The organism is Nonomuraea sp. NPDC059007 (assembly GCF_042740555.1).
Taxonomy (GTDB): Bacteria; Actinomycetota; Actinomycetes; order Streptosporangiales; family Streptosporangiaceae; genus Nonomuraea.
In genome coordinates, this window is the sequence record NZ_JBHYJD010000005.1 from 224,912 (window position 1) to 250,985 (window position 26,074).

At 70.6% G+C, this 26,074-nt stretch carries 19 protein-coding genes; 12 read left to right on the forward strand and 7 right to left on the reverse strand.

Annotated elements, in window-relative coordinates; genetic code table 11:
• The first annotated feature begins 105 nt into the window (after positions 1-105).
• Positions 106-4,389 carry a GH92 family glycosyl hydrolase gene (locus tag ACFWY5_RS10355; protein ID WP_379631223.1) on the forward strand — a complete coding sequence of 1,428 codons (4,284 nt, stop codon included), beginning with the start codon at positions 106-108 and terminating at the stop codon, positions 4,387-4,389.
• A gap of 11 nt (positions 4,390-4,400) precedes the next feature.
• Here ACFWY5_RS10355 and ACFWY5_RS10360 read toward each other — a convergent pair whose 3' ends face one another.
• The 5 genes from ACFWY5_RS10360 to ACFWY5_RS10380 form a co-directional block, all read right to left on the reverse strand.
• Positions 4,401-5,078 (reverse strand): SMP-30/gluconolactonase/LRE family protein, encoded by a 678-nt coding sequence (locus ACFWY5_RS10360; protein ID WP_379631225.1) that lies wholly within the window; start codon positions 5,076-5,078, stop codon positions 4,401-4,403.
• 407 nt (positions 5,079-5,485) lie between these two features.
• Positions 5,486-6,244 carry an SDR family NAD(P)-dependent oxidoreductase gene (locus ACFWY5_RS10365; protein ID WP_379631227.1) on the reverse strand — a complete coding sequence of 253 codons (759 nt, stop codon included), beginning with the start codon at positions 6,242-6,244 and terminating at the stop codon, positions 5,486-5,488.
• Positions 6,241-7,083 (reverse strand): amidohydrolase family protein, encoded by an 843-nt coding sequence (locus ACFWY5_RS10370; protein ID WP_379611550.1) that lies wholly within the window; start codon positions 7,081-7,083, stop codon positions 6,241-6,243. The genes ACFWY5_RS10365 and ACFWY5_RS10370 overlap by 4 nt, the downstream gene beginning before the upstream one ends.
• On the reverse strand, positions 7,073-8,254 hold the full coding sequence (locus ACFWY5_RS10375; protein ID WP_379611549.1) for a mandelate racemase/muconate lactonizing enzyme family protein: 1,182 nt from the start codon (positions 8,252-8,254) through the stop codon (positions 7,073-7,075). The genes ACFWY5_RS10370 and ACFWY5_RS10375 overlap by 11 nt, the downstream gene beginning before the upstream one ends.
• A complete protein-coding gene (locus tag ACFWY5_RS10380; protein ID WP_379611547.1) occupies positions 8,254-9,594 on the reverse strand; it encodes an aspartate aminotransferase family protein in 1,341 nt (446 codons plus the stop codon). The genes ACFWY5_RS10375 and ACFWY5_RS10380 overlap by 1 nt, the downstream gene beginning before the upstream one ends.
• Positions 9,595-9,812: 218 nt before the next feature.
• Here ACFWY5_RS10380 and ACFWY5_RS10385 point away from each other — a divergent pair, with 218 nt between their 5' ends.
• The 8 genes from ACFWY5_RS10385 (at position 9,813) to ACFWY5_RS10420 (ending at position 19,841) form a co-directional block, all read left to right on the forward strand.
• A complete protein-coding gene (locus ACFWY5_RS10385; protein WP_379611546.1) occupies positions 9,813-10,553 on the forward strand; it encodes an IclR family transcriptional regulator in 741 nt (246 codons plus the stop codon).
• Positions 10,554-10,725: 172 nt separating this feature from the next.
• Positions 10,726-12,675, forward strand: coding sequence for a hypothetical protein (locus tag ACFWY5_RS10390; protein WP_379631229.1), 1,950 nt, complete (start codon positions 10,726-10,728; stop codon positions 12,673-12,675).
• Positions 12,676-12,709: 34 nt separating this feature from the next.
• Positions 12,710-14,797, forward strand: a complete 2,088-nt coding sequence (locus ACFWY5_RS10395; protein ID WP_379631231.1) for a hypothetical protein — start codon at positions 12,710-12,712, stop codon at positions 14,795-14,797.
• A complete protein-coding gene (locus ACFWY5_RS10400; protein ID WP_379631233.1) occupies positions 14,798-16,024 on the forward strand; it encodes a Gfo/Idh/MocA family protein in 1,227 nt (408 codons plus the stop codon).
• A 13-nt stretch (positions 16,025-16,037) separates the two neighbouring features.
• Entirely contained in the window at positions 16,038-17,258 is a 1,221-nt protein-coding gene (locus ACFWY5_RS10405) for an ABC transporter substrate-binding protein (RefSeq protein WP_379631235.1), read from the forward strand.
• Positions 17,255-18,103 carry a carbohydrate ABC transporter permease gene (locus ACFWY5_RS10410; RefSeq protein ID WP_379611541.1) on the forward strand — a complete coding sequence of 283 codons (849 nt, stop codon included), beginning with the start codon at positions 17,255-17,257 and terminating at the stop codon, positions 18,101-18,103. Before ACFWY5_RS10405 ends, ACFWY5_RS10410 begins: the two co-directional genes overlap by 4 nt.
• Positions 18,100-18,978 (forward strand): carbohydrate ABC transporter permease, encoded by an 879-nt coding sequence (locus tag ACFWY5_RS10415; protein WP_379631237.1) that lies wholly within the window; start codon positions 18,100-18,102, stop codon positions 18,976-18,978. Before ACFWY5_RS10410 ends, ACFWY5_RS10415 begins: the two co-directional genes overlap by 4 nt.
• Positions 18,978-19,841, forward strand: coding sequence for a GNAT family N-acetyltransferase (locus ACFWY5_RS10420; RefSeq protein WP_379631239.1), 864 nt, complete (start codon positions 18,978-18,980; stop codon positions 19,839-19,841). Before ACFWY5_RS10415 ends, ACFWY5_RS10420 begins: the two co-directional genes overlap by 1 nt.
• Before the next feature lies 1 nt (position 19,842).
• On the opposite strand, the gene ACFWY5_RS10425 is transcribed toward ACFWY5_RS10420, so the two are convergent.
• Positions 19,843-20,304: an RDD family protein gene (locus tag ACFWY5_RS10425; protein ID WP_379611538.1), complete on the reverse strand. Its 462-nt coding sequence runs from the start codon at positions 20,302-20,304 to the stop codon at positions 19,843-19,845.
• Positions 20,305-20,394: 90 nt separating this feature from the next.
• Between ACFWY5_RS10425 and ACFWY5_RS10430 the strand changes: the two genes are divergently transcribed.
• Entirely contained in the window at positions 20,395-21,321 is a 927-nt protein-coding gene (locus ACFWY5_RS10430) for a hypothetical protein (RefSeq protein ID WP_379631241.1), read from the forward strand.
• A 94-nt stretch (positions 21,322-21,415) separates the two neighbouring features.
• A complete protein-coding gene (glnA, locus tag ACFWY5_RS10435) occupies positions 21,416-22,840 on the forward strand; it encodes a type I glutamate--ammonia ligase (protein WP_184970754.1) in 1,425 nt (474 codons plus the stop codon).
• Positions 22,841-22,889: 49 nt separating this feature from the next.
• Here glnA and ACFWY5_RS10440 read toward each other — a convergent pair whose 3' ends face one another.
• Positions 22,890-24,932 (reverse strand): tetratricopeptide repeat protein, encoded by a 2,043-nt coding sequence (locus ACFWY5_RS10440; protein ID WP_379631243.1) that lies wholly within the window; start codon positions 24,930-24,932, stop codon positions 22,890-22,892.
• A gap of 101 nt (positions 24,933-25,033) precedes the next feature.
• Between ACFWY5_RS10440 and ACFWY5_RS10445 the strand changes: the two genes are divergently transcribed.
• Entirely contained in the window at positions 25,034-26,065 is a 1,032-nt protein-coding gene (locus ACFWY5_RS10445; RefSeq protein ID WP_379611534.1) for a hypothetical protein, read from the forward strand.
• Positions 26,066-26,074 lie beyond the last annotated feature (9 nt).

Sequence of the window (26,074 nt, forward strand, 5' to 3'; positions counted from 1 at the left end):
TCCATACCGGGTTCAAAAGTAAACCTGGTATGGTTCTGCGGATCGGCCATTGACAACGTTGTCTTTTGGGTTTCTTCTGGTGACAACGTTGTCAGGGAGGCTTGTATGCGCAGAACGCATCTGGCGGTCGTGACGGCCGTCGCCATGGCGGTGTTCGCGGGGTTATCCGGGGTGGCGGCGGCCGATCCACCGCCGTCACCGCTGCCGTCGGACGCTCCGTCCGCGGCCCCCACCCATCCGGCCCCGATCGAGGAGCAACCCGCGGCCCAGCGGGCGGCGGGCCGGAGCCGGGTCGGCGCGGCGCCGCCAGGGGCGCTGTTCCACACCTCCTTTGAGACGGGACAACCCTCGCCCGACTGGGTCAACACGCCCGAGGAGGGTAGGCCGGGCGAAGGAGTCACCGGGAGCAGCACGGGCGGGATTCCGGGCAACATCACCGACGAGATCGCCGAGGTGGCCGCCAGCGGCGAGTACTCCCAGGCGGGCGAGGTCAAGGAGAACCTCCTCGACGGGGACGTCAACACCAAGTGGCTCGTGTTCACCTCGACCGGCTGGGTCTCGGTCAGGCTGACCAAGCCGATCAAGGTCGTCCGCTACGCGCTGGCCAGCGCCAACGACGCGGCGGAGCGGGATCCGCGCGACTGGGCTCTGGAGGGATCCCAGGACGGGCGGAGCTGGACGGCCGTCGACACCCGTGCGGGCGAGGTGTTCGACGCACGGCTGAAGACGCGGGAGTTCGAGGTGGCGAACGCGGCGCCGTACCTGCACTATCGGCTGAACGTGACCCGCAACGGGTCCGGCGGGATCGTGCAGCTCGCCGAGCTGCAGTTGTCCGACGGGGACACGTCGCCGAAGCCGCCCTCGCCGATGCGCAGCGTGATCGGGCCGGGGCCGGGCAGCGGGTTCGCGGCCAAGCTGCGCGCCGGGTACACGGGGCTGCAGGCCTTCCGGTACTCGGGCAGCACCACCCGTGAGCAGGGCGGGCGGGCCACGAACAAGGTGTTCGAGACCGACATCGAGGTGGCGGCCGACACCGAACTGTCCTACAAGATCTTCCCCGAGTTCACGGGGGCGTCGATGGCCTATCCGAGCACGTTCGGGGCGGTCGATCTTGCCTTCGGCGACGGGACCTATCTGAGCGACCTCAAGGCGGCCGACCATCACGGGATCACCCTGAGCCCGCGCGCCCAGGGGGCGTCCAAGACGCTGTACGCCGATCAGTGGAACCACAAAAAGGTACGCGTCGGGGACGTGGCCAAGGGCAAGCGGATCAAGCGCATCCTCGTCGGCTTCGACGCGCCGGTGGGGCCGCTGTCGTTCAAGGGGTGGCTGGACGACGTCACGCTCGCCCCGGCCGACGACGAGAAGCCGGGCAGCGTGGCGGACTACGCGCTGACCACGCGGGGCACGCACTCGACGGGCGGCTTCTCGCGGGGCAACAACTTCCCGGCCACGGCGGTGCCGCACGGGTTCAACTTCTGGACGCCGATGACCGGGTCGGGGTCGAACTCGTGGCTGTACGAGTACCACCGCAACGGCAACGCCGACAACGTGCCGACCATCCAGGCGTTCGCCGCCTCGCACCAGCCGAGCCCGTGGATGGGCGACCGGCAGTCGTTCCAGGTGATGCCGTCGCTGCTGGCCAGGCCGAACGCGGACCGGGTGGCCAGGGCGACGCCGTTCTCGCATGACAAGGAGACGGCGCGGCCGTACTACTACGGGGTGGATCTCCTGAACGGGATCCGCACGGAGATCGCGCCCGCGGACCACGCGGCGGTCTTCCGCTTCACCTTCCCGGGCGACGGCGGCAGCCTGATCTTCGACAACTACAACAACGACGGCGGCCTCACCGTCGGCGCCGACGGCGTGGTGACCGGCTTCACGGACGCGCGCAGCGGGCTGTCCGCGGGTGCGACGAGGATGTTCGTGTACGCCGTGTTCGACCAGCCCGTCACCGCCGGTGGCAAGCTGACCGGCGCGGGCCGCGACAACGTCACCGGCTACACCGCCTTCGGCGCCAAGCAGGTGACCATGCGCATCGCCACCTCGTTCATCAGCGTGGAGCAGGCGAGGCTGAACCTGGCCGAGGTCGCGGACGGGTTCGAGCCGGTGAAGGCGCGGGCCAAGCGGGCGTGGGAGGACAAGCTGGGCGTGATCGAGGTGGAGGGCGCCTCGCAGGACCAGCTCACCACGCTGTACTCCAACCTGTACCGGCTGTTCCTGTATCCGAACTCGGGCTTCGAGAACACTCCGCAGGGGCCGAGGTACGCCAGTCCGGTCTCGCCCCCGGCCGGGCAGAACACGCCCACGCAGACCGGGGCGAAGGTGGTGGACGGCAAGATCTACGTCAACAACGGGTTCTGGGACACCTACCGCACCACCTGGCCCGCGTACGCGCTGCTGTCGCCGCAGGCCGGTGAGCTGGTGGACGGCTTCGTCCAGCAGTATCGCGACGGCGGCTGGATCGCGCGCTGGTCCTCGCCCGGCTACGCCGACCTGATGGTGGGCACCAGCTCGGACGTGGCCTTCGCCGACGCGTACACCAAGGGGGTGCGCGGGTTCGACGCCAAGGCCGCCTACGCGGCGGCGCTGCGCAACGCGACCACGGTGCCGCCGAACGCCTCGGTGGGCCGCAAGGGCATGGCCACGTCGGTCTTCCGCGGGTACACGGCGCTCAACGAGGTCGGCGAGGGCCTGTCGTGGGCGGTGGACGGCTACATCAACGACTTCGGCATCGCCGAGATGGCCAAGGAACTGGCCAAGACCGCCACCGGCCCAGAGAAGACGAAATATCTCGATGAAGCCGAATATTTCGGCAATCGGGCGCTCAACTATCTGAACATGTGGGATCCCGCCACGGGCTTCTTCCAGGGCCGCGACTCCACCGGCAAGTGGCGCCACACCAAGGCCACCTACGATCCCCGCGTCTGGGGCTTCGACTACACCGAGACCAACGGCTGGAACATGGCCTTCCACGCGCCGCAGGACGGCGTGGGACTCGCCGGTCTGTACGGCGGCCGCCCGGCCCTGGCCAAGAAGCTCGACGACTTCTTCACCAGCCCGGAGACCGCCACCTTCCCCGGCTCCTACAACGGCGTCATCCACGAGATGCGCGAGGCCAGGGACGTGCGCATGGGCCAGTACGGCCACAGCAACCAGCCCAGCCACCACATTCCCTACATGTACAACTACGCCGGGCAGCCGTGGAAGACGCAGGCGAAGGTCCGCGAGGCCCTGTCCCGCCTGTACCTCGGCAGCGAGATCGGCCAGGGCTACGCCGGTGACGAGGACAACGGCGAGATGTCGGCCTGGTACCTGTTCGGCGCGCTCGGCTTCTACCCGCTCCAGATCGGCAGCCCGCACTACACGGTCGGCTCGCCGTTGTTCACCAAGGCCACGGTCCACCTGCCCTCGGGCCGCGACCTGGTGATCAACGCACCGGCCAACAGCGCGAAGAACGTCTACGTCCAAGGGCTCAAGGTCAACGGCAAGGCGTGGTCGTCGACCTCGCTGCCGCACGACGTGCTGGCCCGCGGTGCCGTACTGGACTTCGCGATGGGACCGGAGCCGTCGTCCTGGGGAGAGCCGCTGAACTCGATCACCCCGGACGGCGCGACGCCGCGCCCGCTGCGCGACATCCCCGTGAGCGGCGGCCCGGCCGCGCTGTCCGACGACACCTCGGCCACGACCGCGCAACTGTCCGGCCCGGTCACGCTGCGCGCGGGCACCAGGGAGAAGGTCTCCTTCTACACGCTCACCTCGGCGCAGACCGGGCCGTCGTCGTGGACGCTGGAGGGCTCCCTGGACGGCACCACCTGGACGGTCGCCGACCGGCGGCAGAACGAGCCGTTCACCTGGTCCCGCCAGACCCGCCCCTTCAAGATCGCCAACCCGGGCCGTTACGCCCACTACCGCCTGACCGCCACGGGAACACTGGCCGAGCTGGAACTCCTGGCCCAGCCCGATCCCGCCTGCACCCAGACCGTCACCGGCACCCGTCCCGGCCCGCTCACCGTGAGCTCCGGCGTCACCTGCCTGGCCGCCGGGGCGAAGGTGACGGGGCCGGTGACCGTCCGCAAGGGCGCCGGCCTGTACGCGCTGGACTCGGCCACGATCGGCGGCCCGCTCAGCGCGGCGGGCGCCGAGACGCTGGCGCTGCTCGGCACGTCGATCGGCGGCCCGCTGTCGGCCACCGGCGTGGCGGCACTGTCGCTGGAGGCGGTGACCATCGGCGGACCCGCGGCGCTGACCGGCAACACGGGACCGCTGATCGCCGCCTCGGCCGTGCGGGGGCCGCTGACCTGCACGGGCAACCAGCCTGCCCCGACCGCCAACGGCCTGCCCAGCACCGTGGGCGGGCCGGTGACGGGGCAGTGCCGTTCACTCTGACCCGTTAGGACTCACCCGGCGAACGGTGTGGGCGGGACTCCCCCGCCCGCACCGGTCACCGCCAGCAACGACCCGTCGGGCGCGGCGGTGGTCACGTAGAGCGTGCCGCCGCCGAAGGCGCAGCTCGTCGGGCGGGCGCAGGGCGTCTCGACGACCGTGTCGAGACGCCCTTCAGGCGTATAACGGTGTACGGCGGCGCCGTCCCAGACCGCCACCCACACACAGCCGTCCTCGTCGACGGCCAGACCGTCGGGCAGCCCGCCCCGGACCTGGGCCACCACGCGCCTGCCGGTGACGCGGCCGTCGTGGACGTCGAAGGCGTCGAGGGTGCGGGAAGGGGTGTCGACGTAGTACATGGTGCGGTGGTCCGGGGACCAGCCGAGGCCGTTGGAGCAGGTGACGCCGGTGAGCTCGGTGGTGGTACGGCCGTCGGGAGCCACCCGGTAGAGGGCGGCCGCGCCGGGGCGGTCGGTGCACATGGTGCCGATCCAGAAATGTCCCCACGGGTCCACGGCGCCGTCGTTGAACCGGGTGTCGTGCGGCAGATTCCACCGCCCCAGCGGCACTCCCCCGGGCTCCAGGGTCAGCCGGTCACCGCGGGCCACCACCAAGCCCCCGTCCCGCCGGAGGGCGACCGCCGTGACCATCCCGCCCCGGGGATCGTCACCGGAGTTCCCGGCTCGGAACACCGTGCCCGAGGTCCCCCGGCCAGTGCCTTCGAGAAGACCGGGGGCAAAGGGCTCGGTGAGCGGGCCGTGAGGAGAGGAGGTTGTGCGGCCGAGGAGAGGGGCCGAGCCGGGAGGGACGGAACCCATGGAGCCGGGGGAAGCGCGCCCAGGGGTGGCGGGAGTGCGACCGGAGGGGGTGGAGCTCGTGGGGTCGAGGGAGGTGGAGGTGCTGGGAGGGGTTGGGGGCGGGCGGCCGTGGGTGGAGGTGCGAGGGGTGAAGGGGGTGGGGGTGAAGGGGGTGGGGGTGAAGGTGTGGATCAGGCCGGCCGGGAGGTCCACCCAGAGCAGGAGGCCGCGGTCCTGGTCCCATACCGGGCACTCCCCCAGCTCGGCCGTCCCCGGTACCACGACCTCGGCCCGGAGCCGCCTCACAACGAGTTGCGGTAGGGCGGCATGAAGCGGAGCCGTGGCATCTGGTCGGCCAGGACGCCGCCGTCCACCACGAGGGTGGCGCCGGTGACGTAGCGGGCCTGTTCCGAGACCAGGTAGCGGACCGCCCCTGCCACGTCCCGCGGCGTGCCGTACCCGCCGTGCAGGGGGATGCGCTCCTCCCACGCCTGCTCGAAGGCGGCGCGGTCGAGGGGGAAGTCGCCGTCGATGGGGGTGGCGATCATGCCGGGGGCGACCGCGTTGACGGTGATGCCGTGCGGGCCCAGCTCGGCGGCGAGCGATTTGGTGGTCAGTTCCAGGGCGGCCTTGGAGGCGTTGTAGTGGGCGAGTCCGGCCTCGGCCATGAGGCCGTTCTTGGAGGAGATGTTGACGATCCGGCCCCGGACGCCGTCGGCGATCATGTGCTCGGCCACCCGCTGCGCCAGGAAGAAGGGCGCCTCGCTGTTGACCCGCATGACCCTGCGCCACTCCGCCACGGTGATCTCGTTGAAGTGGCGCAGCGAGGCGATGCCCGCGTTGTTGACGAGGACGCCGATCGGGCCGTGCTCGCGCCGGACGCGGTCGACCAGTGCCGCGATGGCCTCGGTGTGGGCGAGGTCGAAGGCGTAGGAGGGCGGGGGTTCTGTGCCGGGCAGGTCGATGGTCACCACGCGGAGGCCGGCGGCGAGCAGGTCGGCGGCGATCGCCTGGCCCAGGCCGCGGGCGGCGCCGGTCACCACTGCCAGTTCGGCGCTCATGACAGGCCCAGCAGGTCGAGCGACGGGCGGTGGATGAGCTTCTCGATCTCCTCGCGGTCCAGTGGGGGAAGGCCGGGGATGCCGGGTACCGCGCCCACCGCGCGCAGGCCGTCCACGGAGGCGTTCACCGTGGTGAAGGGGTAGTCGCTGCCGAACAGCAGCTTGTCCCAGACGCCGTAGTCCTGGACCAGCCGCAGGCTGTGCCAGAGCTGGAAGGGCCGGTAGTGCAGGGCGGAGACGTCGGCGTAGACGTGGCGGTGTTTGCGGATGACCGCGATGCACTCCCCCTCGTACGGATGGCCGAGGTGGGCCAGGACCATCCGCAGCCCGGGATGGCGGATCGCGACCTCGTCGAGGTGGACGGGCAGCGCGTACCGCAGTGGCGCGGCCGAGACGAACGTGGTGCCGGTGTGCACGAGCAGGGGCAGCCCGTGGGTCTCGGCGTAGGTGTAGAGGTCGTCCAGTTCCGGGTCGGCCGGGTCGAATCCGGCGTACATCGGCATGAGCTTGATGCCGCGCAGTCCCAGGTCCTGGTGGCCGTGGACGAGTTCGTCGCGCCAGCCGGGCTGGGTGGGGTCGAGCGCGAGGTAGCCGATGAGGCGGCCGGGGTGGGCCGCGGCGTAGGCGGCCACCTCGGCGTCGTCCACCCACAGGCCCGACCGGCGCGCCTTGCCGCCGACGACGACGGTCGTCGTGTCCTCGGGCGCGGTGGCCGCGTAGCCGGCCCAGCGCACGGTCAGGTCCACCTCTCCCCCGTGGGCCCTGGCCGACTCGGCCGCGAACGGGTCGCCCAGGTCGCCGGGGCAGGAGAACAGGTGCGAGTGGACGTCAACGATCACGCTTTTCCCAGCCTTCGGCGAACATGTTCCAGAAGCGGTGGGACGGCGGGTGCTCGGCGAAGACCTCGTCGGCCAGTTCGATCCCGAGCCCCGGCCTCTCAGGAATGCCGATATATCCGGACTCGACGGGCAGTGCGCCCCGCACCGCGTCGTGGACATGCGGGTCCACCATGCCGTCGAACGTCTCCAGGATCAGGAAGTTCGGCATCCCGAGGACCGCGTGCACGCTGACCGTGGTGCAGACCGGCGAGTTGGAGTTGTGCGGCGCGACCAGCATCGCGTGCACGTCCGCCTGCGCCGCCAGCTTCCTGACCTCGGTGAACCCGCCGGCCATCGAGAGGTCGGGCTGGATGATGTCCACCGCGCCGGTCGCGAACAGCCGCGCGTACTCGTAGCGGTTGTGGAAGTGCTCCCCGCCCGAGATCGGCATCGTGGCCCGCTGCCGCAGCTCGGCGTAGCGCTCGATGTGCGTCCAGGGCAGCGGCTCCTCGAACCACCCCAGGTCGAACGGCTCCAGCTCCCGCACCAGCCGCTGGGCGGTGGGCATGGCGAAGCGCGCGTGCCCCTCCACGAACAGGTCGGCATCCGGTACGGCCGCGCGCACGGCGGCCACGATCTCCACCGACAGCCGCAGTTCCTGCCTGGACAGGGATCCCAGCCCGGCCCCGAACGGGTCGAACTTGAGCGCGGTGTAGCCACGGGCGGCGACCTCGCGGGCCTTGGCGGCGAACGTCTCGGGGTCGCGCTCGCCGGTGTACCAGCCGTTGGCGTACACGCGGACGCGCTCGCGGCAGGCGCCGCCGGTCAGCCGGTAGGCGGGGACGCCGAGCGCCTTGCCCATGATGTCGTAGAGCGCCTGGTCGATCCCGGAGACCACGATCCCGCCCACGTCGCCGCCGCGCAGGAAGTCGCCCTGGTACATGCGCAGCCAGATCTCCTCCACGTCGAAGGGGTCGGCGCCGATCAGGTGGCGTTCGGCCATGGACTCGGCCAGCGAGCACGTCTCGCGGCCCCGGTAGGGGTGGGTGATCTCGCCGACGCCGGACAGTCCCTCGTCGGTGTGGACGCGGACGTAGGAGAAGTCGCGCCACGCCGTACCGAGGGAGAGGGTCTCCACGCGGCTGATGCGCCCGGCCGGTCCGGTGGGGCGGCTCTTGTCGACGGTCAGCATCAGCGGGCCCCGCCCATCGTGCTGGCGCCGCTCAGGTCGAGGTCGGCGCCGGTGGCGAGCTGGGCGCTCGCGGCCAGGGCGGCCGCCTCCAGCAGGTGGTCGACGTCGGCGTCGGTGTGGGCGTAGGAGACGTGGCTGCGCTTGAGGTTCAGCGGCAGCTCGAAGATGCCGTGTTCGAGCAGCCGGCGCCGGTAGCCGATGAACATGCTGGCATCATTGCGCAGCAGGTCGTCGTAGGTGCGGGCGGGTCCGTCCATGAAGTACTCGACGAAGACCGAGCCGTATCCGGTCACCAGCGAGGCGACGCCCAGCGAGGAGAAGACCTCGGACAGGCCGGTGCGGATGCGCTCGCCCAGCCGGAAGACGTGCTCGTGCACCGGCTCGGACTGCAGCTTGCGCAGGGTGGCCAGTGCGGCGGCGACCACGGCGGGGTGGCCGTTGTAGGTGCCGGCGAAGAAGGCGGGCCCGCCGGGCCTGGAGCTGAACAGGTCCATGAGGTCGGCGCGGCCGCCGAGCGCGCCCACCGGGTAGCCGTTGGCGATGGCCTTGCCCATCGTGGTCAGGTCGGGCGTGATCCCGCTGATCGCCTGCCAGCCGCCGAGGTGGTGACGGAAGCCGGTGATCACTTCGTCGAAGACCAGCACGCTGCCGGCCCGGGTGCACTCCTCGCGCAACGTCCGCAGGAACTCCTGCTCCGGCAGCAGGCAGCCGACGTTGTGCGGCACCGGCTCGACGATCACCGCGGCGATGTCGGCGCCGTGCTCGGCGAAGGCCTGCCGTACCGCCTCCGCGGAGTTGAACGGCAGCACGAGCGTCGCGTCGAGCACCTCGGGCAGGATTCCGGCGGAGATGGGGTCCTTGCCGCCCACGCGGTCGGGGGCGGAGATGACGTTGAGGCTGACCGCGTCGTGCCAGCCGTGGTAGCAGCCCTGGAACTTGACCACGAGCCGCCGCCCGGTGGCCGCCCTGGCCACGCGCAGCGCGTGGAAGGTGGCCTCGCTGCCGGTGCTGGTCAGCAGCACCTGCTCGACGCTCGGGACGAGCTCGGTCAGCGCCTCGGCGAGCTCGACCTCGTCCTCGGTGACGCCCACCCCGCACAGGTCGACGGTACGGCCGGCCTCGGCGACGGCCGCCGAGACGTCGGGGTCGTTGTGACCGAGCAGGGGCGGGCCGAAGGCCGCGTGGTAGTCGACGTACTCCCGGCCGTCCCGGTCGCGGAAGCGGGCGCCACCGGCCTTGGCGATGACGAGGTCGCCGAGTCCCGGGACGTTGCGCTGCCCGCTGTTGACGCCGCCGGGGATGACCCGGCGGGCGCGCTCGGAAAGGACACGCTGATTCAAGATCTCTCCTCGAAGCGCGCACGTCGCGGCCCAGCCCGGCCGCGGCGAGCACTGACGATCCACCGCTGATGTGCATTTGCCGAACACTGTTTGGCATAACCGAACAGCTTGGAAGGACCATAAACAGCCCAAGGCCTGGGTGTCAACGACGAACTCCGCTAAGCTGTTCGGTTGTGACGAACACTCCTGCTGAGGATTCGCGATATTGGGTGCGGAGCGTGGCCCGCGCCGCCGAGGTCCTGGAGGCCCTGAGCAAGAGCGACGGCGGCGTGAGCGTGACCGACCTGGCCGCCGCCTGCGGGCTGAGCAAGAGCGCCGCCTTCGCGACCCTGTACACGCTGCGCCAGTACGGCCTGGTGGCCGACGACGGCGAGGGCATGAACCGCCGCTACCGGCTCGGCATGGCGCTGGCCAGGCTCGGCTCCCGCGCCCAGGACCAGCTGAGCCTGCGTGACGTGGCCCGGCCCGCGCTGGTCGAGCTGACCCGGCAGACCGGGATGAACTCCCGGCTCGCGGTGCCCGACGAGGGCCAGGCGGTCGTCGTCGACCAGGTCAGCAACGGCGAGCGCATCCAGGTCGACCTGCGCATGGGCACCCGCGAACTGCCCCACTGCACCGGCCTGGGCAAGGCGCTGCTGGCCGAGATGGCCGACGAGGAGGTGACGGCGCTGGTCGGGCGGGTCGGCCTGCCGTACCGGACGGGACACACGATCACCGACCTGCCGGTGCTGCTCGCGCACCTCAAGACGGTCAGGGAGCTCGGCTACGCGGTCGACGACGAGGAGGACGCCGACGGGATCTTCTGTATCGGCAGCGCGCTGCGCGACCACAACGGCGCCTGCGTCGGCGCGATCAGCATCACCTCGCTGAAACGCGACCTGCCTGCCTGGCGTTATCAGGAGCTCGGCCGCCAGGTCAGGGCCGCCGCCGAGCGGATCTCGGGGGAACTCGGCGCTTGACAGAACCCTCGGACGCTGTCTAGCGTCCACGGCTAATCGTTTCGGGCGCATCACTGGCTCCCGCCGCCGCAGCCCCGGCGCCGGGAAGTACGGCCAGCAGCACCGCCGCCTGCACGCCTCAATGCGTGTCGCCCGGCCTTCCACCCCCTTTGAGGCCAGAACCATGAAACAGGTGGCCAGCGTCGCGCGCCTTCTCACGCTCGACGCTTCCAAGCTCGCCGACGGCACGGTGCTCCGTGTCGCCGGCTACCGCGCCGCGGGCGACGGCGGCGGCATGCTCGTCCGATGGGACGCGCGCTCAACCGTCAAGGCGAACGGCGGCACCGTCCTGGGCACGGCCAGAAAGGGCCGCTGGCTCCAGATTCACGACGGATGCCTAGATTTCCGGAAATTTGGCATCTTCGACGCCAAAACCCCCGCAGACGCCGCACTCGATGCCATGGTCAACGACCCGCACGTCAGCCGGATCGAAGCCCACACCGACCTGAACTTCACCAAGCGGCACACCTTCCGCCGCTCGGACCTCGTGCTCGACTTCGGCGGCCACCTGATGACCACCGAGGGCATCGAGAAGAACTCCCATGACAACCCCTTCGGCGCCGTCCTGTTCTTCCAGGGCGGGCGCACGAAGACCACCCACGTCCACAAGCTCACCACTGTCCTGCCCGATCTGTCCGACGTCTTCGAGGTGGGCGACTCGGCCGGCTTCGCGATCGGCCAGTGGTGGGCGGTCGAGGTGGACGCCCTGTCCGGGACGTACGAGCGTGAGCTCCAGCGCCTGGTACAGATCACGCAGGTCGTGGACGGCTCCCACGTCCGCGTGAACTACAAGAACGGCTGGGAGCTCGCTCCCGGCCGGTCGCTCACCTGGACGCGCGTAATACCGGTCGAACGCGTCCAGGTGAGCGGCCTCCGCTTCACCGGCGTCCCCGGCGGCGACCAGTACACCGGCTCCCACCCGCTGGCCTACGAGTACGCGGTCCACTGTGACGTCGCCGACGTGCACGCCGTGGGCTCGTTCTGGCCGGTGATCATGCGCCGCTGGTGCACGTTCTTCCGTACCGAGCGGTGCGGGCTCAAGAACCCGCCCACGGTCATGTACGGCGGCGCCGGCTACCTCACCCAACAGATCTACTGCCTCTACAGCCACGTGGCCGACTGCACCACCTCCAACGTCCGCCACCTCAACGACTTCACCGCCAGCGCGTACTGCACGGTCGAGAACTGCCACGGCGACGGCGACGACGAGGGCGGCAACCCCTTCACCACCCACGGCCAGTACGAGCACGACCTGGTCTTCACCGGCAACTCCGGCCTCATGGACCTGGCCAACAGCGGCGCCCCGTGGGGCACCAGCGCCAAGCGGATCACGGTCAGGAAGCACCTGTGCTCCTGGTTCGTGGCCGGAACCAAGATCACGGATCTGACGCTGGAGGACGTCAAGGTCATCCCCCGCTCGACGTTCGACCCGGCGGGAACGCTCCAGGTGAACGCCGACGGCGTCCAGATGCGTGGCTGCTCGGCGAAGACGTTCGCGATCGGCCAGCGCTCCAGCCGCTCCACCCGGCCCAACGTGATCGAGGGCTGCTCCTTCGAACTGCCCAAGGGCCAGGTGGTCGTGCAGACGCCGGTCACGAACGCGGTGCACTTCAAGGACTGCGTCTTCACCGGCCTCGACGGCGCGACCCTGCGCGGCGCCGGCCCGCTCACGTTCACGGACTGCGTCCTGGACGGCGCCGGCCCCCTCCTGCTGGGCTCGGCGAGCGTCACGGTCAGGGGCGGCCGGGTGAAGAACACGCCCATCCAGCTCACCGCCGTCCGCGACCAGGTGCTCAGGCTGGAGGGCGTGGAGCTGGACGGCTCCCCGCTGACCAGGGCGGACGGCCCCGGCGCCGTCACCTGGGAACTGGCCGGCGTGCGCAGCCGCGCCGAGCGCTCCCATCTGGAGCTGACCGGCGGCGAGAACCGCTACCGGGCCACCGGCTGCGCCTTCACCGGCGGCACGCTCACCCTGACCGGGGCCGCCGAGGTCCTGCACACCGGCTGCGCCGAGGACGGCGTCGAGCGCCGGTTACCGCCGTCGGGCCCGCGCGTGCTGGTCAGCCACACCGTCACGCTCTGAGCCGATCACCCCCACTCCCAGCAAGGAACCACCCATGGAACGTCGTGACATCCTGCGCGCCTCCGGCCTGGCCGCCGCCGGCACCCTTCTGCTCGCCCAGCCCGCGCTGGCCGATCCGGGCAAGAAGCCCAAGGAGGAGGTACGCGCGGTCGCCACCGTCGCCGAACTGCTCGCCCACGAGGCGGCGAAGCTGACGGACGGCACCCTGGCCCAGGTCGCCGGCTACCGCTCCCCCGGCGACGGCGGCGGCATGCTGGCGCGCTGGGACGCGAACTCCACCGCCACGGCCAACGGCGGCACCGTCCTGGGCACCGCCGCGAAGGGCCGCTGGCTCCAGATTCACGACGGATGCCTAGATTTCCGGAAATTTGGCATCTTCGACGCCAAAACCCCCGCAGACGCCGCACTCGACGCCATGGTCAACGACCCGAACGTCAGCCGGATCGAAGCCCACACCGACCTGAACTTCACCAAGCGCCACACCTTCTCCCGCTCCGGCCTGGTGCTCGACTTCGGCGGCCACCTGATGACCACCGACGGCATCGAGAAGGCCGGCGCCGACGACCCCTTCGCCGCCGTGCTCTTGTTCCGCGGCAAGGTCACCGAGACCAAGGTCACCCACAAGCTCACCCAGGTCATGCCCGACCTGTCGGACGTCTTCGAGGTCGGCGACTCCGGCCGGTTCAAGGTCGGCCAGTGGTGGGCGGCCGAGGTCGACCAGGGCGCCGGCCGCTGGGAGAAGGAACTGCAGAAGCTCGTCGAGGTCACGCAGATCGTCAGCCCCACGCAGATCCGGGTCAACTACAAGAACGGCTGGGAGCTGAAGGCCGGCCGGAGCGTCACCTGGACGCTGGTCGAGCCGGTCGCCCGGGTCCACGTCCGCAACCTGCGCTTCCGCGGCGTCGTGCCCGGCGACCAGTACACCGGCTCCCACCCCCTCGCCTACGAGTACGCCGTCCACTGCGACGTCGAGTCGATCCACGCCGAAGGCACGTTCTGGCCGGTGATCATGCGCCGCTGGGCCACGCACTTCCGTACCGACCGCTGCACGCTGAAGAACCCGGCCAGCGTCACGTGGGGCGGCGCCGGCTACCTCACCCAGCAGATCTACTGCCTGTACGGCCACGTCGCCGACTGCCACGTGGCCAACTCCCGCCATCTCAACGACTTCACCGCCAGCGCGTACTGCTACGTCGAGAACTGCCACGGCGACGGCGACGACCAGGGCCCCTTCGTCACCCACGGCCAGTACGAGCACGACCTCACCTACACCGGCAACTCCGGCCTGATGACCTTCGCCAACTCCGGTGCCGCCTGGGGCTCGGCGGCCAAGCGCATCACCGTGCGCAAGCACGTCTGCTCGTGGTTCGTGGCCCGGGTGAAGATCACCGATCTGACGCTGGAGGACGTCCAGGTCATCGGCAAGCCCTCGCTCAACGGCTCGGGCATGATCTGGGTCAACGCCGACGGCGTGCAGATGCGCGGCTGCTCGGCCAGTCACACGCTGATCGTCTCGCAGCAGTCGAAGCTGTCGGGCCGCCCCAACCTCATCGAGGGCTGCACGTTCACGCTGCCCGCCAAGAGCGAGATCGTCCAGGCCAACGTCACCGGCCCGGTGCACATCAGCCGCTCGGTCCTGCACGGCCTGGACGGCAACACGTTCAACGGCGCGCAGGCGGTCTTCACCCACGTCGTCTTCAACGCCGCCCAGAACGCCGCGCCGCTGACCTTCTCCGGCTCGGCGACGCTGACCGGCTGCACGCTCAACGGCCTCGGCCTGCGCGCCGCCGGCAAGGCCGACCAGCGCCTGCGACTCGACGGCGGCACGGACATCTCGGGCGGGGGCGAGGGCGGGGGCGGCGCGCTGCTCTCCCGCGCGGACCCGGCCGGCCTCGTGTCCTGGGAGCTGTACGGCATGCGCAGCCGTACCACCGGAGCGCACGTCCTGCTGGAGGCGGGGCGCAACCGCTACACCGCGACCGGCTGCCAGTTCAGCGGCGGCAGGCTCACTATCAAGCAGTTCGAGCTGGTCCAGCACACGGGCAACGTCGAGGAGGCGGTGACCAGGGAGCTGCCGCCGGACGGCCCGAAGGTTCTCACTTCCGGAAATCTGGTGATTTAGGTGCGGAAAGTCACGCTGGCCATCGCGGGAGCGGGCAACAGGGGGCAGACCTACGCCTCCTGGATCGCCGCCCATCCCGACCGGGCCGAGCTCGTCGCGGTCGCCGACCCCGACCCGGCCAGGCGCCGCGCGGTCGGCGCCCGGAGCCCCGGCGTCAGGGAGTTCGGCGACTGGCGGGACCTGCTCGCGGACAGGGTGGCCGACGCGGTCATCCTGTCCACGCAGGATCGCATGCACGTCGAGCCCGCCATCGCGCTGGCGGGCGCCAGCTACGCGCTGCTCATGGAGAAGCCGCTGGCCCCCACCGAGGAGGAGTGCCGGCGCATCGTGCGGGCCGTGTCCGAGTCGGGGGTGCTGTTCGCGGTCTGCCACGTGCTGCGCTACACGCCCTACACCGAACTGGTGAAGCGGGTCACCGGCAGCGGGGTGATCGGCGAGATCATGAGCGTCGAGCACCTGGAGCCGGTCGGCTGGTGGCACCACGCCCACTCCTACGTGCGCGGCCCCTGGCGCAGCGAACGGCTGGCCAGCCCGATGCTGCTCGCCAAGTCCTCGCACGACCTCGACTGGCTCACCTACGTCACCGGCCGCCGGATCAGGCGGGTCTCCAGCTTCGGCTCGCTCGGCCACTTCCGGCCGGACCGGCGCCCGGCCGGGGCCGCCGACCGCTGCCTCGACTGCCCGATCGAGCCGGCCTGCCCCTACTCCGCGCCCAAGCTCTACCTGAACCGCGGCTACGACTGGCCGACCAGCGTGCTCGGCGGCACCGAGGCCGAGGTCATGGACGCGCTGCGCACCGGCCCGTACGGCAGGTGCGTCTACGCGAGCGACAACGACGTGGTCGACCACCAGGTGCTGGCCATGGAGCTGACCGGCGGGGCCACGGCCACGTTCACGATGACCGCCTTCACCGAGCAGACCCACCGGCAGACGAAGATCTTCGGCACCCACGGGCGGCTGATCGGCGACGGCGAGTCGGTGGAGGTCCTCGACTTCCGCGACAGCCGTACCACCAGGTGGGAAGGCGTGAGCAGCGGGTCGAACGCCGGCGACGGCCACGGCGGCGGCGACGCCGGCGTCATGGACGCCTTCGTGAGCGCGCTGGCCACCGGCGACCGCTCGTTCGTGCGCTCGGACCACACCGAGTCGCTCCACAGCCACCTCGCGGTCTTCGCCGCCGAGCGGGCCCGTCACACCGGCACGGTCGTCACCGTGCCCGAATCATAGAAGAGGAACGATCATGCGACCTCGCGCACTGGCAGCCGCGCTGCTCGCCGTCGGAACGCTCGCCGCCTGCGGCGGGTCCGGCGGCGACGGCAAGCAGACCGTGACCATGTGGATCTACCCCATCATCGCCGACCAGGCCAAGCACCAGGCGTTCTGGGACGGGCAGATCAAGGCCTTCGAGTCGGCCAACCCGGACGTGGACGTCAAGGTGGAGATCTACCCGTGGGCCAAGCGGGACGAGGCGCTGTCCACGGCGATCGCCGGCAACAAGGCGCCCGACGTGGTCTACCTCATCCCCGACCAGCTCCCCAAGTACGTGAAGACGCTGGAGCCGGTCGACGCCTACCTCGCCGACAAGGCCGGCTACCGGCCCAACGCCCTCCAGGCGGTCACCGTCGACGGCAAGGCCATGGGCGCGCCCGTCCTCATGTCGGCCAACCCGCTGGTGTGCAACCAGAAGGCCTTCGACGCCGCCGGGATCAAGGACTTCCCCAAGACGTGGGAGGACGTGCTGCGCCTGGCCCCGCAGTTCAAGGCCAAGGGCGTGGACGTCACCAACTACTGGGCCGACCCGGCCGCGACGCTCAACCAGTCGTTCTACCCGCTGCTGTGGCAGGCCGGCGGCGACGTCTTCACCGCCGACGGCAAGGCCAGCGCGTTCGGCGGCCCCGAGGGCGTCAAGGCGCTGACCTTCCTCAAGCAGCTCGCCGACGGCGGCTTCGTGGAGAAGGACCTGCTGACGGGGCTGCCCAAGTTCGAGCAGACGCGCACCGCCCAGAACAAGGTGGCCTGCACCTGGCAGCAACTGCCCGCCGACGTCGAGTCGTTCTGGGGCAAGGAGAACATCAAGGTGGTGCCGCCGCTGACCGGCGCCAAGCAGGTCGCATACGGCACGGTCGGCTCGCTGAGCATGCTCAAGGCGAGCAAGAACAAGGAGGCGGCGGGCAAGTGGATCGCCTTCGCCACCGGGGCCGAGCCGAGCAAGGCGTTCAACCTGGCCTCGGGCTTCTTCTCGCCGCGCACCACGACCGGCGCCCTGTACGCCGCCGACCCGGTCCAGTCCGGGGTGGAGAAGACGCTCGACCTGACCACGGCCGGGCCGCTGCACGACAAGGCCCGTGACGTCATGGGCGTGCTCGCGCCGGAGATCCAGGCCGCGCTCATCGGCAAGAAGACGCCCGAGCAGGCGCTGGCCGACGCGACCAAGGCCGCCGACGCCCTGCTGGGCCGATGAGGTTCACGCTGCGCTGGGAGGCGCGGACCGGACTGCTGTTCGTCCTGCCGTGCCTCCTGCTCTTCCTGGCCTTCCGCTTCGGCCCGTCGATCGCCGGAGTGCTGCTCGGCTTCTTCGAGTTCGGCATCGGCGAGAGCCCGGCGTTCACCGGCCTGGACAACTTCCGCCGCATGGCCGGCGACCCCGTGTTCTGGGACTCGCTGCAGGTCACGCTGATCTACACCGTGCTCTACGTGCCCGTCTCCATGGCCGCCTCGGTCGGCATGGCGCTGCTCGTGCGCCGATCCTTCCGCGGCGCGCGCTTCTTCCGCTCGGTCTTCTTCCTGCCGGTCGTCACCAGCCTCGTGCTCGCCGGAACCGTCTTCACCTGGCTGTTCTCCTCCGAGGGCCCGATCACCAAGCTGACGGGCCTGTCCTGGCTGGCCTCGCCGACGCTGGTCCTGCCCGCGCTGGTGATCGTCTCGGTCTGGTCGAGATTCGGGTACGGCATGCTCATCGTCCTGGCCCGCCTGCAGGATCTCCCCCGCGAACTGGAGGAGGCGGCGTTGTCCGACGGAGCCTCGACCTGGCAGCGCTTCCGCCACATCGTCCTGCCCCAGCTGCGCCCGGCGCTGTTCTTCGTGGCCGTCATCGAGACGACGACCTCGTTCCAGGTCTTCGACCTCGTCTACGTGATGACCGGCGGCGGACCCGCCCACGGCAGCTTCACGCTCGTGATGGCCCTGTACGAGCAGGGGTTCAAGAACTTCGAGTTCGGCTACGCCAGCGCGATCGGCGTCGCCCTGTTCGTCATGACCCTCGTGGTGGCGCTCATCCAGCGCCTGATCATCGGGAGGAGCAAGTGACCTTGCTGGCCACGCGGCCGCCCGCCGTACGCTCGAAACGTCCGTCCTACAAGGCCCTGGAGCCGACACGCGGCGGGAGGATCGCCAGGATCGTCCTGCTGGCGATCGCGACGCCGGTGACGCTCTTCCCCTTCTACGCGATGGTCGTGCTGTCGCTGAAGCCGGGGGCGGCGGTCACCTTCCCGCAGAGCATGCTGCCCTGGCCGGTCGACTTCAGCGCCTACGGCGAGGTGCTCGGCGGGCGCGACCTGCTGAAGTGGACGTTCAACACGCTCGTCTACTCCGTGGTCAGCGTCGTGGCCGTGCTGCTGCTGGCCTCGCTGGCCGGGTACGCCTTCGCCAAGAAGCGCTTCCCCGGGCGCGAGCCCATGTTCTGGTCGTTCCTGGCGATGGTGATGGTGCCCTACCACGTCACGCTGATCCCGACCTTCGTCCTCATCGCGCAGCTCGGCGGCGTGGACACCTACTGGGGGCTGATCCTGCCCACGCTCGCCAACGCGCAGGCGGTGTTCCTGATGCGGCAGTTCATCATGGGCCTGCCGGACGAGCTGTTCGAGGCGGCGCGGCTCGACGGCGCCTCCGAGTGGCGGATCTTCACCAGGATCGTGCTGCCCCTGTGCAAGCCGATCCTGGCCACGCTCGGGGTCTTCGTCTTCCTGTGGCACTGGAACGACCTGCTGTGGCCGTTGATCGTGGGCGGCAGCGCGGACATGCGGACGCTGACGGTCGGCATCGCCTCGCTGCACCAGGAGAACGTGCCGCTCAGCGTGGTGCTGGCCGGGGCGACGGTGGCGTTCGTGCCGATCTTCGCCGCGTACCTGGTCGGGCAGCGCTACTTCACCGAAGGCGTCACGATGTCGGGGATCAAGGGCTGATGGCCGGACGGGTGGATGGGCCGGTCAGGACGGCCCGCCGCGGCGACCGCGACGCGCTCTACGCGCTGTGGGCGGCCTGCTTCGACGCCCCGCACATCGTGCCGTTGTACGAGAGCGATCCCGGCCGCCACGAGCGCACCTTCGTCGTGCCCGGCCCAGGCGGCCTGCTGGCCAGTGTGTACTACCTGCCGCGCCCGATCCGCGACGGCCGCGGCGGGGTGCTCCGCGTGGGCGGCGTCGCCAACGTCGCCACCCGCCCCGACGCCCGCGGGCAGGGCCACGTCCGGCGCCTGCTGGCGGCCGCGGTGACGGCGATGGCCGCCGACGGCTGCGCGTGGTCGTTGCTGTTCACCGGCACTCCCGCCGTCTACTCCGGCTGGCGCTCCTTCGAGCTGCCGCTGGTCAGCGGGCCGCTGGCCGTGCCCGGCGGGGTGTGCGCGCCGCTGCGGGCCGCCGTTCCCGGGGAGCTGGCCGCCCTGCACGCGGCGCACAACCGCCGCCGTCCGCTGACCACCGTCCGCGACCCGGCGCACTGGCGGGTCAGGGTGCCCCTCTGGTACGGCGAGCTGCTCCGCACCCACGACGCCTACGCGGCCGTGCGCTGGCACGCCGGCGAGCTGGAGATCCTCGAGGTCGCCGGGGACCTGGAGACGCTGCTGCCCGCGCTGGCCGGGGAGGCCCTGCGCCGGGGGATCCGGCGGGCGCGGGCGCGGCTCGCGTGGGACGATCCGGCGGTACCGTACCTGCTGGAGAGTGTGCGGCGGGACAGCGACCGGACGGGGATGGCCCGCGCGCTGCTGGCCGACCCGGACCCGGTCGTGCGGGCGCCGGGCGCGGCCCACTGGCCCGCGGACTACTTCTGAGCTACATGGTGACGGTGATCGTGTTGGACGCGCGGTCGTGCATGCCGCGGTTGTCGCGGTCGTAGATCACCGCGGGCACGGCCAGGCACAGCAGCACGGTCCGCACGAACACCGGCAGCAGCCGCGGGATGCCGCCGTCCATGGCGACGACCTTGATCTTCATCAGCCGGTGCCCGAACGTCTGGCCCAGGAAGGCCACCAGCAGCAGGTACTGCAGGGCGAAGATGAGCACCGGCGCCCACGGCGAGGCGGTGGGGCTGATGCCCAGGATGAGCTGCGCGATCGCCCAGGTGCAGATCATCCAGTCGATGACCAGCGCCCCGATCCGCCGCCCCCACCCGGCCACCGACCCGCTGCCCCGTTCCGGCAGTCCCAGCCGCTGACCCGGGTACCCGAGGTCGACCCCGGCGGCGCGCACGCCGCCGAGCCAGGTCTGCGTCCAGCGCGGCTGCTTCTCACTCATGCCCACCACGGTATCCGGCGGGGGCGCCGGTCGCGATTGTGACCCAATCGCGCTTCTGCCTGGGCGTTTCCGCACGCATGATGTCTCCTCATGGACGACCTCGACGCACGCTTCCACGAGCTGGTGTCCCAGATCGGGGAGGGCGAACAGCGCAGGATGCGCGAGGCCGCCGCCAAGGCCGCGCGCCAGGCCGCGCCGCCCTCTTCCCGGCGGCCGTCCACACGCGGGCGGCGGTGGGCGCTGGCCGTCGTCCTGGTCCTGGCCGTGCTGGTCGCCGCGGCGAGCGTGCTGGCCTTCCGTCCCGAACTGCTGACGCCCGAGCCCGCCGTACGGCGGACCCAGCCGCCGCCCACGAGCACGCCGGAGCCGCCCGCGCCCGCCGACCCCTTCGAGGGCTCGCCCGCCGCCGGATACGCCGCGGGAGCGGCGGGTTTCGAGCTGCCCGCGCCCAAGGCGATCGGCGGGCTGTCGGCCAAGGAGGTGGGCAAGGGGCTGGCTCGGGTGCGTGACCTGCTGACCGCCGCCTACCTCGACCCCGCGACGCTCATGGGCGGCGAGCCCAGGGCCTTCGCCGCCCTGGCCGACGCCGAGCAGCGTAGGAAGGTCACCCGTGCCTGGGTCAACAGCTTCGCGCCCGGCACCACCGAGCTGGCCACCGACGTCATCAAGGTCCGCGGTGAGGCCACGCTCTCCCGCTACCGCGAGGGCGCCCGCGTGAAGATCACCTACCTGGTCGTCTACGCCGTCCAGCCACCGGGACGCCCCGACCAGGTGGTCCGGCTGGTGACGCACGCGCGGGGCTCGTTCGACATCTTCGGGTCGGCGGGCAAGGTCCGCGTGTGGGTCGAGAGCCTGGGCGCCGCCGCCACCCCGGTGCGTTGCGACACCGACGACTACATCCACCCGCAGTTCCCCGCCTCCGACCCGGGCCAGGTACGCGGCACCGGCGCGCCAAGCGACCCCTATGACCTGCATCAGCCCCAGGGCGACGGATGCACGGCTTCGTCGGCCAAGTGAGGCCCCCTTAACACCGGCGAAACAAGCGAGACACGGCGCGGAAATCGCCTCCCCCTAACGTCGGGCTGATACCCGTCCCCAGGGAGGTTCGAGAGTGTTCAACTCCGCCGACGACGTCCTGAAGTTCATCCGGGACGAAGGGGTGCAGTTCGTCGATGTCAGGTTCACCGACCTGCCGGGGACGACGCACCATTTCACCTTCCCGGTCGAGAACTTCGGCGCCAGCGTCTTCACCGACGGCCTCATGTTCGACGGCTCGTCGATCCGCGGGTTCCAGGCCATCCACGAGTCGGACATGCTGCTCCTGCCCGACCCGACGAGCGCGGTCGTGGACCCGTTCCGCCAGCACAAGACGCTCAACATCAACTTCTTCGTGCACGACCCGCTGACCGGCGAGGCCTACAGCCGCGACCCGCGCAACGTCGCCCGCAAGGCGGAGGAATATCTCAAGGGCACGGGCATCGCCGACACCGTCTTCTTCGGCCCCGAGGCGGAGTTCTACATCTTCGACGACGTCCGCTTCGAGACGAGCGCGAACGCCGGCTACTACTACATCGACTCCATCGAGGGCGCCTGGAACACCGGCAAGTCCACCGAGGGCGGCAACCTGGGCTACAAGCCGCGCTACAAGGGCGGCTACTTCCCCGTCCCGCCCATGGACCACTTCACCGACCTGCGCTCGGAGATGGTCCGCAATCTCATCGAGTGCGGCATCGACGTCGAGATGCAGCACCACGAGGTCGGCACCGCGGGCCAGGCCGAGATCGACTTCAGGTTCGGCACGCTGCTCAAGACCGCCGACAACCTGATGCTCTACAAGTACATCATCAAGAGCACCGCCCTGGAGTACGGCCACACGGTCACCTTCATGCCCAAGCCGATCTTCGGTGACAACGGCTCCGGCATGCACTGCCACCAGTCGCTGTGGAAGGACGGCTCCCCGCTCTTCTACGACGAGGTGGGCTACGCCGGCCTGTCCGACACCGCCCGCTACTACATCGGCGGCCTGCTGAAGCACGCCCCCTCGCTGCTGGCCTTCACCAACCCGACGGTGAACTCCTACCACCGCCTTGTGCCCGGCTACGAGGCCCCGGTCAACCTGGTCTACAGCCAGCGCAACCGCTCGGCGTGCGTCCGCATCCCGATCACCGGCTCCAACCCGAAGGCCAAGCGCATCGAGTTCCGGGTGCCCGACCCGTCGTGCAACCCGTACTTCGCCTTCGCCGCCATGCTGATGGCCGGCATCGACGGCATCCGCAACAAGATCGAGCCGCCGGAGCCGGTGGACAAGGACCTCTACGAGCTGCCGCCCGAGGAGGCCCGCAACATCCCGCAGGTCCCGGGCTCCTTGACCGACGTCCTGAACGCCCTGGAAGCCGACCACGACTACCTCCTGGAGGGCGGCGTCTTCACGCCCGACCTGATCGAGACGTGGATCGCCTACAAGCGCGAGAACGAGGTCGACCCGATCCGCCTGCGGCCCCACCCCCACGAGTTCGAGCTGTACTACGACGTGTAGGCGGCGGCCACGGCCCGGCATCGACCACGGTGCCGGGCCGTTCGCCTGTTCAGGGCCCGGCCGGATCGGGCCGCTGAGCGAGAGTGGACAGGTTGGCTCGGGCCTGTTCGGTCACCACGTGGCCGGGGCCGAGGACACGTTCGCCGGTTTCCAGCAGGTCCGCGTACAGGGCGCGGGCGGCGGCCGGGGAGCCGGTCACGGCCAGGAAGTCGGCGAACACCAGCTTGGTCTGCAGGGTGAAGACGTTGTCGGCGCCGAGTACGCGCTCGTATCCGGCCAAGCAGGCGCGATACAGCCGGGTCGCGCGGTCGTCGTCTCTGGAGTTGCCCACCACCATCGCCAGCCCCCGCTGGGCCATCAGCGTGTCGGAGTCGTTCTCGCCCAGTGCCTGGAGGCAGTCCGCGCAGGCCGACTCCATGAGGGAGATCGCCTCTTCGTGCCGGCCGGCGTGGCTGACGGTCAGGGCCAGCAGGCCGCGCCGGGCCAGCGTGGTGCGGTGGCCGGGGCCCAGGACCCGGATGTGTTCTGCCACCGCCCGCTCCTGCAACGGCACCGCGTCGGCCGGGTCGTGGTTCAGGCTGTAGACGTCGGCCAGGCCCGCGTAGCACTTGAGGGTGCCGGGATGGTCGGGGCCCTGGACGCGGATGTGGTCGGCGATGGTGCGTTCGTAGAGCTCCACCGCCCGTTCCGGCTGGCGTAGGTGACTGTAGGAGAAGGCCAGGTCGGCCCTGGTGTTCAGGGTGATCTCATGGTCGGGGCCGAGGACGCGTTCGTAGTCGGCCAGGCACTGCTCGAAGAGGGTCACGGCGTCGGCGTTGCTGGAGTGGCGGGCGCGGTAGCCCACGCCCATCTGCCTCAGGGCGGCCAGCACGGGCGCCGCGCGCTCGCCCACATGTGCGTAGACCGCCTCTGTCTGGGCCGCGAATGACTCCCATTTGTCGCGGTTCACCCAGGTGTCCGGCGGGCGGTAGGCCTGGAGGAGTTCGGCGGCGTGGTCGAGGGAGCGGCCCGTGGCGCCGGGGTGGCGTTCCCTGAGCACGCGCTGCGTCACCCGGTGCATCACCACGGACAGGCGGTCCTGGCTCCAGGTCAGCAGCGACCTGCGCACGAGGGCGGCCAGCCGGTCCAGGGCGTCGTCGTCGATCGCCGGGTAGAGCAGGCAGCGCGGGACGCCGTCCGGGGACAGCACGGACAGGACGTTGAGGAGGTCGGCCGCGCCGTCGATCTCGGCCTCCGCCGCCTCCACCGCGAGGGTCACGGCCCGCACGACGCTGTCGGGATAGGCGTCGCTGTCGAAGCTGCGCAGGCTCCTGGCCAGCGGTACGCGGCGCAGCGTGGCCAGGTAGGCGGCGTAGGTGGAGCCGCGATCCTCGATCAGGGCCGCGGCCTGCGCCAGGGCGAGCGCCAGGTGGCCCAGTTCGCCGGCCAGGGCGGCGGCGCCGGCGGGGTCGTCCAGGCCGGTGGCCCGCTCCAGGAACGCCACCGCCTCGGCCTCGGTGAACACGTCCACGGGCACCCGCGCGCCCAGCCGGTCGAACGCCCGGTCCCTGGTGGTGATCACCGTCCGCACGTTGCCGGTCGCGGGCACCCAGCGGCGCAGCTCGCGTACGCTGGCCGCGTTGTCGAAGACCAGGAGGCACGGCTCGCGGGCGGCGGCCAGCCAGTCGCGGGCCTTCTCGGCGGCCTCGGCCGTGGAGTCGCCGGCGCCGCGCAGCCCCGCCCGGTCGGCGAGGCGGCCGAGCCCGGCGACGATCTGCTCGTGGGTCTCGGCGTGGACCCAGGCGACGACGGCGAACGAGGCGGCCTGGCATTCGCGGGCGTACGCGGCGGCCATCGTGGTCTTGCCGACGCCCGGCGCCCCGCTCACCGAGCGGACCACGCTCACCCGATCCTCGCCGCGCAGCCCGGACATGATGCAGGGACGCTCCTGGAAGGAGGCCGGGAGCTGGGGGATGTTCCCCACGACGAGCCGTCCGGCGGCAGCCGGAGGCACCCCCACCTGGACGGTGTTGTGATCGCCTGGGATGACGATGGCGCGCTCGCCGACAGAGCCGGCGGCCACGGCCCGGTCGCCCGCCGCGTCCTGGGTCATAGCCCAGTATGCGCATTTCGGGGGTCCGTCGCGGGCGTGATCCGCCGATCGCATTGCGTGCCGGACGCGCCGGGGTGTATCAAGGCGCGGGGTGATCCATTTTGCTGTCTCTTTACGTTGATCTCGCGATCGGGCTGATCCTGTCGTTCCTGCTGCTGTCGTTGCTGGTCAGCGGCATCAACGAGGGCATCGTGCGGCTGCTGGCCATCCGCAGCAAGTTTCTGTGGGCCTACCTGCGTGACACCCTGGACGGCTCCTCCCAAGGCAGGGCGTGGCTGCCGGCCAAGATCCGTGACGTCTTCACGGCGCTGCCGTTCCTGCGTGACCCGCGGCCCAAGCACAGCGACCAGCCGGCGCCGGTGGAGTCGACGATGCCGGCCCACGAGTCGGCGGGCGACGACGCGATGACGAAGCTGCTGTACGAGCGCGTCCGCGAGATCGACCACCCCAAGACCGGCAAGACCAGCATCTCCAACATCCCGCCCGCCCGCTTCGCCGTGGCGCTGATGGAACTGGCGGCCACCGACCCCAACGGCGTCGAAGGCTGGCTGGCCAAGCTCAAGGCGATGAAGAGCCCGCTGTACGGCCACCTCATGGGCGTCTGGGAGGGCGCCCAGCGCGACCTCGACCGCTTCAGGCAGGGCGTCGAGACCTGGTTCGACGGCGAGATGCAGCGCCTGTCGATGCTGTACAAGCGCTACGTGAAGTGGGTCATGGCCGCGCTCGGGCTGGTGGTGACGCTGCTGTTCAGCATGGACGGCCTGGAGTACGCCAAGACGCTGCTGCGCGACAACGCGCTGCGCGCCGGCGTGGCGGCGGTGGCCGCCGGCGACCCGGCCACCGTCAACGAGCTCAAGGCCAAGTGCACCGAGAACATCCAGCTGACCGACTGCCTCACCGAGACCCTCAGCTCGCCCGCGCTGGTCAAGATCTTCGACAACGCGATCATGAGCATCACCATCCCGGCCGACGGCGACCCCAGCGTCCACTGGAACGGCGGCGTGTGGTGGGAGCGCCTCACCACGCTCAGCCACTGGCCCGGCTACCTGCTGACCTACGTGGCGCTGCTGTTCGGGGCGCCGTTCTGGTGGGACCTGTTCCGCCGCGTCACCGGGCTCAAGGGCCGCCGATAAGATCGTCCT

Excerpts from the sequence above, each read along its gene's own strand:
- ACFWY5_RS10355 (WP_379631223.1), top strand. The coding sequence starts at position 106 with ATGCGCAGAACGCATCTGGCGGTCGTGACGGCCGTCGCCATGGCGGTG.
- ACFWY5_RS10395 (WP_379631231.1), top strand. The coding sequence starts at position 12,710 with ATGGAACGTCGTGACATCCTGCGCGCCTCCGGCCTGGCCGCCGCCGGC.
- ACFWY5_RS10440 (WP_379631243.1), bottom strand. The coding sequence starts at position 24,932 with ATGACCCAGGACGCGGCGGGCGACCGGGCCGTGGCCGCCGGCTCTGTC.
- ACFWY5_RS10375 (WP_379611549.1), bottom strand. The coding sequence starts at position 8,254 with ATGCTGACCGTCGACAAGAGCCGCCCCACCGGACCGGCCGGGCGCATC.
- ACFWY5_RS10420 (WP_379631239.1), top strand. The coding sequence starts at position 18,978 with ATGGCCGGACGGGTGGATGGGCCGGTCAGGACGGCCCGCCGCGGCGAC.
- ACFWY5_RS10425 (WP_379611538.1), bottom strand. The coding sequence starts at position 20,304 with ATGAGTGAGAAGCAGCCGCGCTGGACGCAGACCTGGCTCGGCGGCGTG.
- ACFWY5_RS10410 (WP_379611541.1), top strand. The coding sequence starts at position 17,255 with ATGAGGTTCACGCTGCGCTGGGAGGCGCGGACCGGACTGCTGTTCGTC.
- ACFWY5_RS10430 (WP_379631241.1), top strand. The coding sequence starts at position 20,395 with ATGGACGACCTCGACGCACGCTTCCACGAGCTGGTGTCCCAGATCGGG.
- ACFWY5_RS10405 (WP_379631235.1), top strand. The coding sequence starts at position 16,038 with ATGCGACCTCGCGCACTGGCAGCCGCGCTGCTCGCCGTCGGAACGCTC.
- ACFWY5_RS10365 (WP_379631227.1), bottom strand. The coding sequence starts at position 6,244 with ATGAGCGCCGAACTGGCAGTGGTGACCGGCGCCGCCCGCGGCCTGGGC.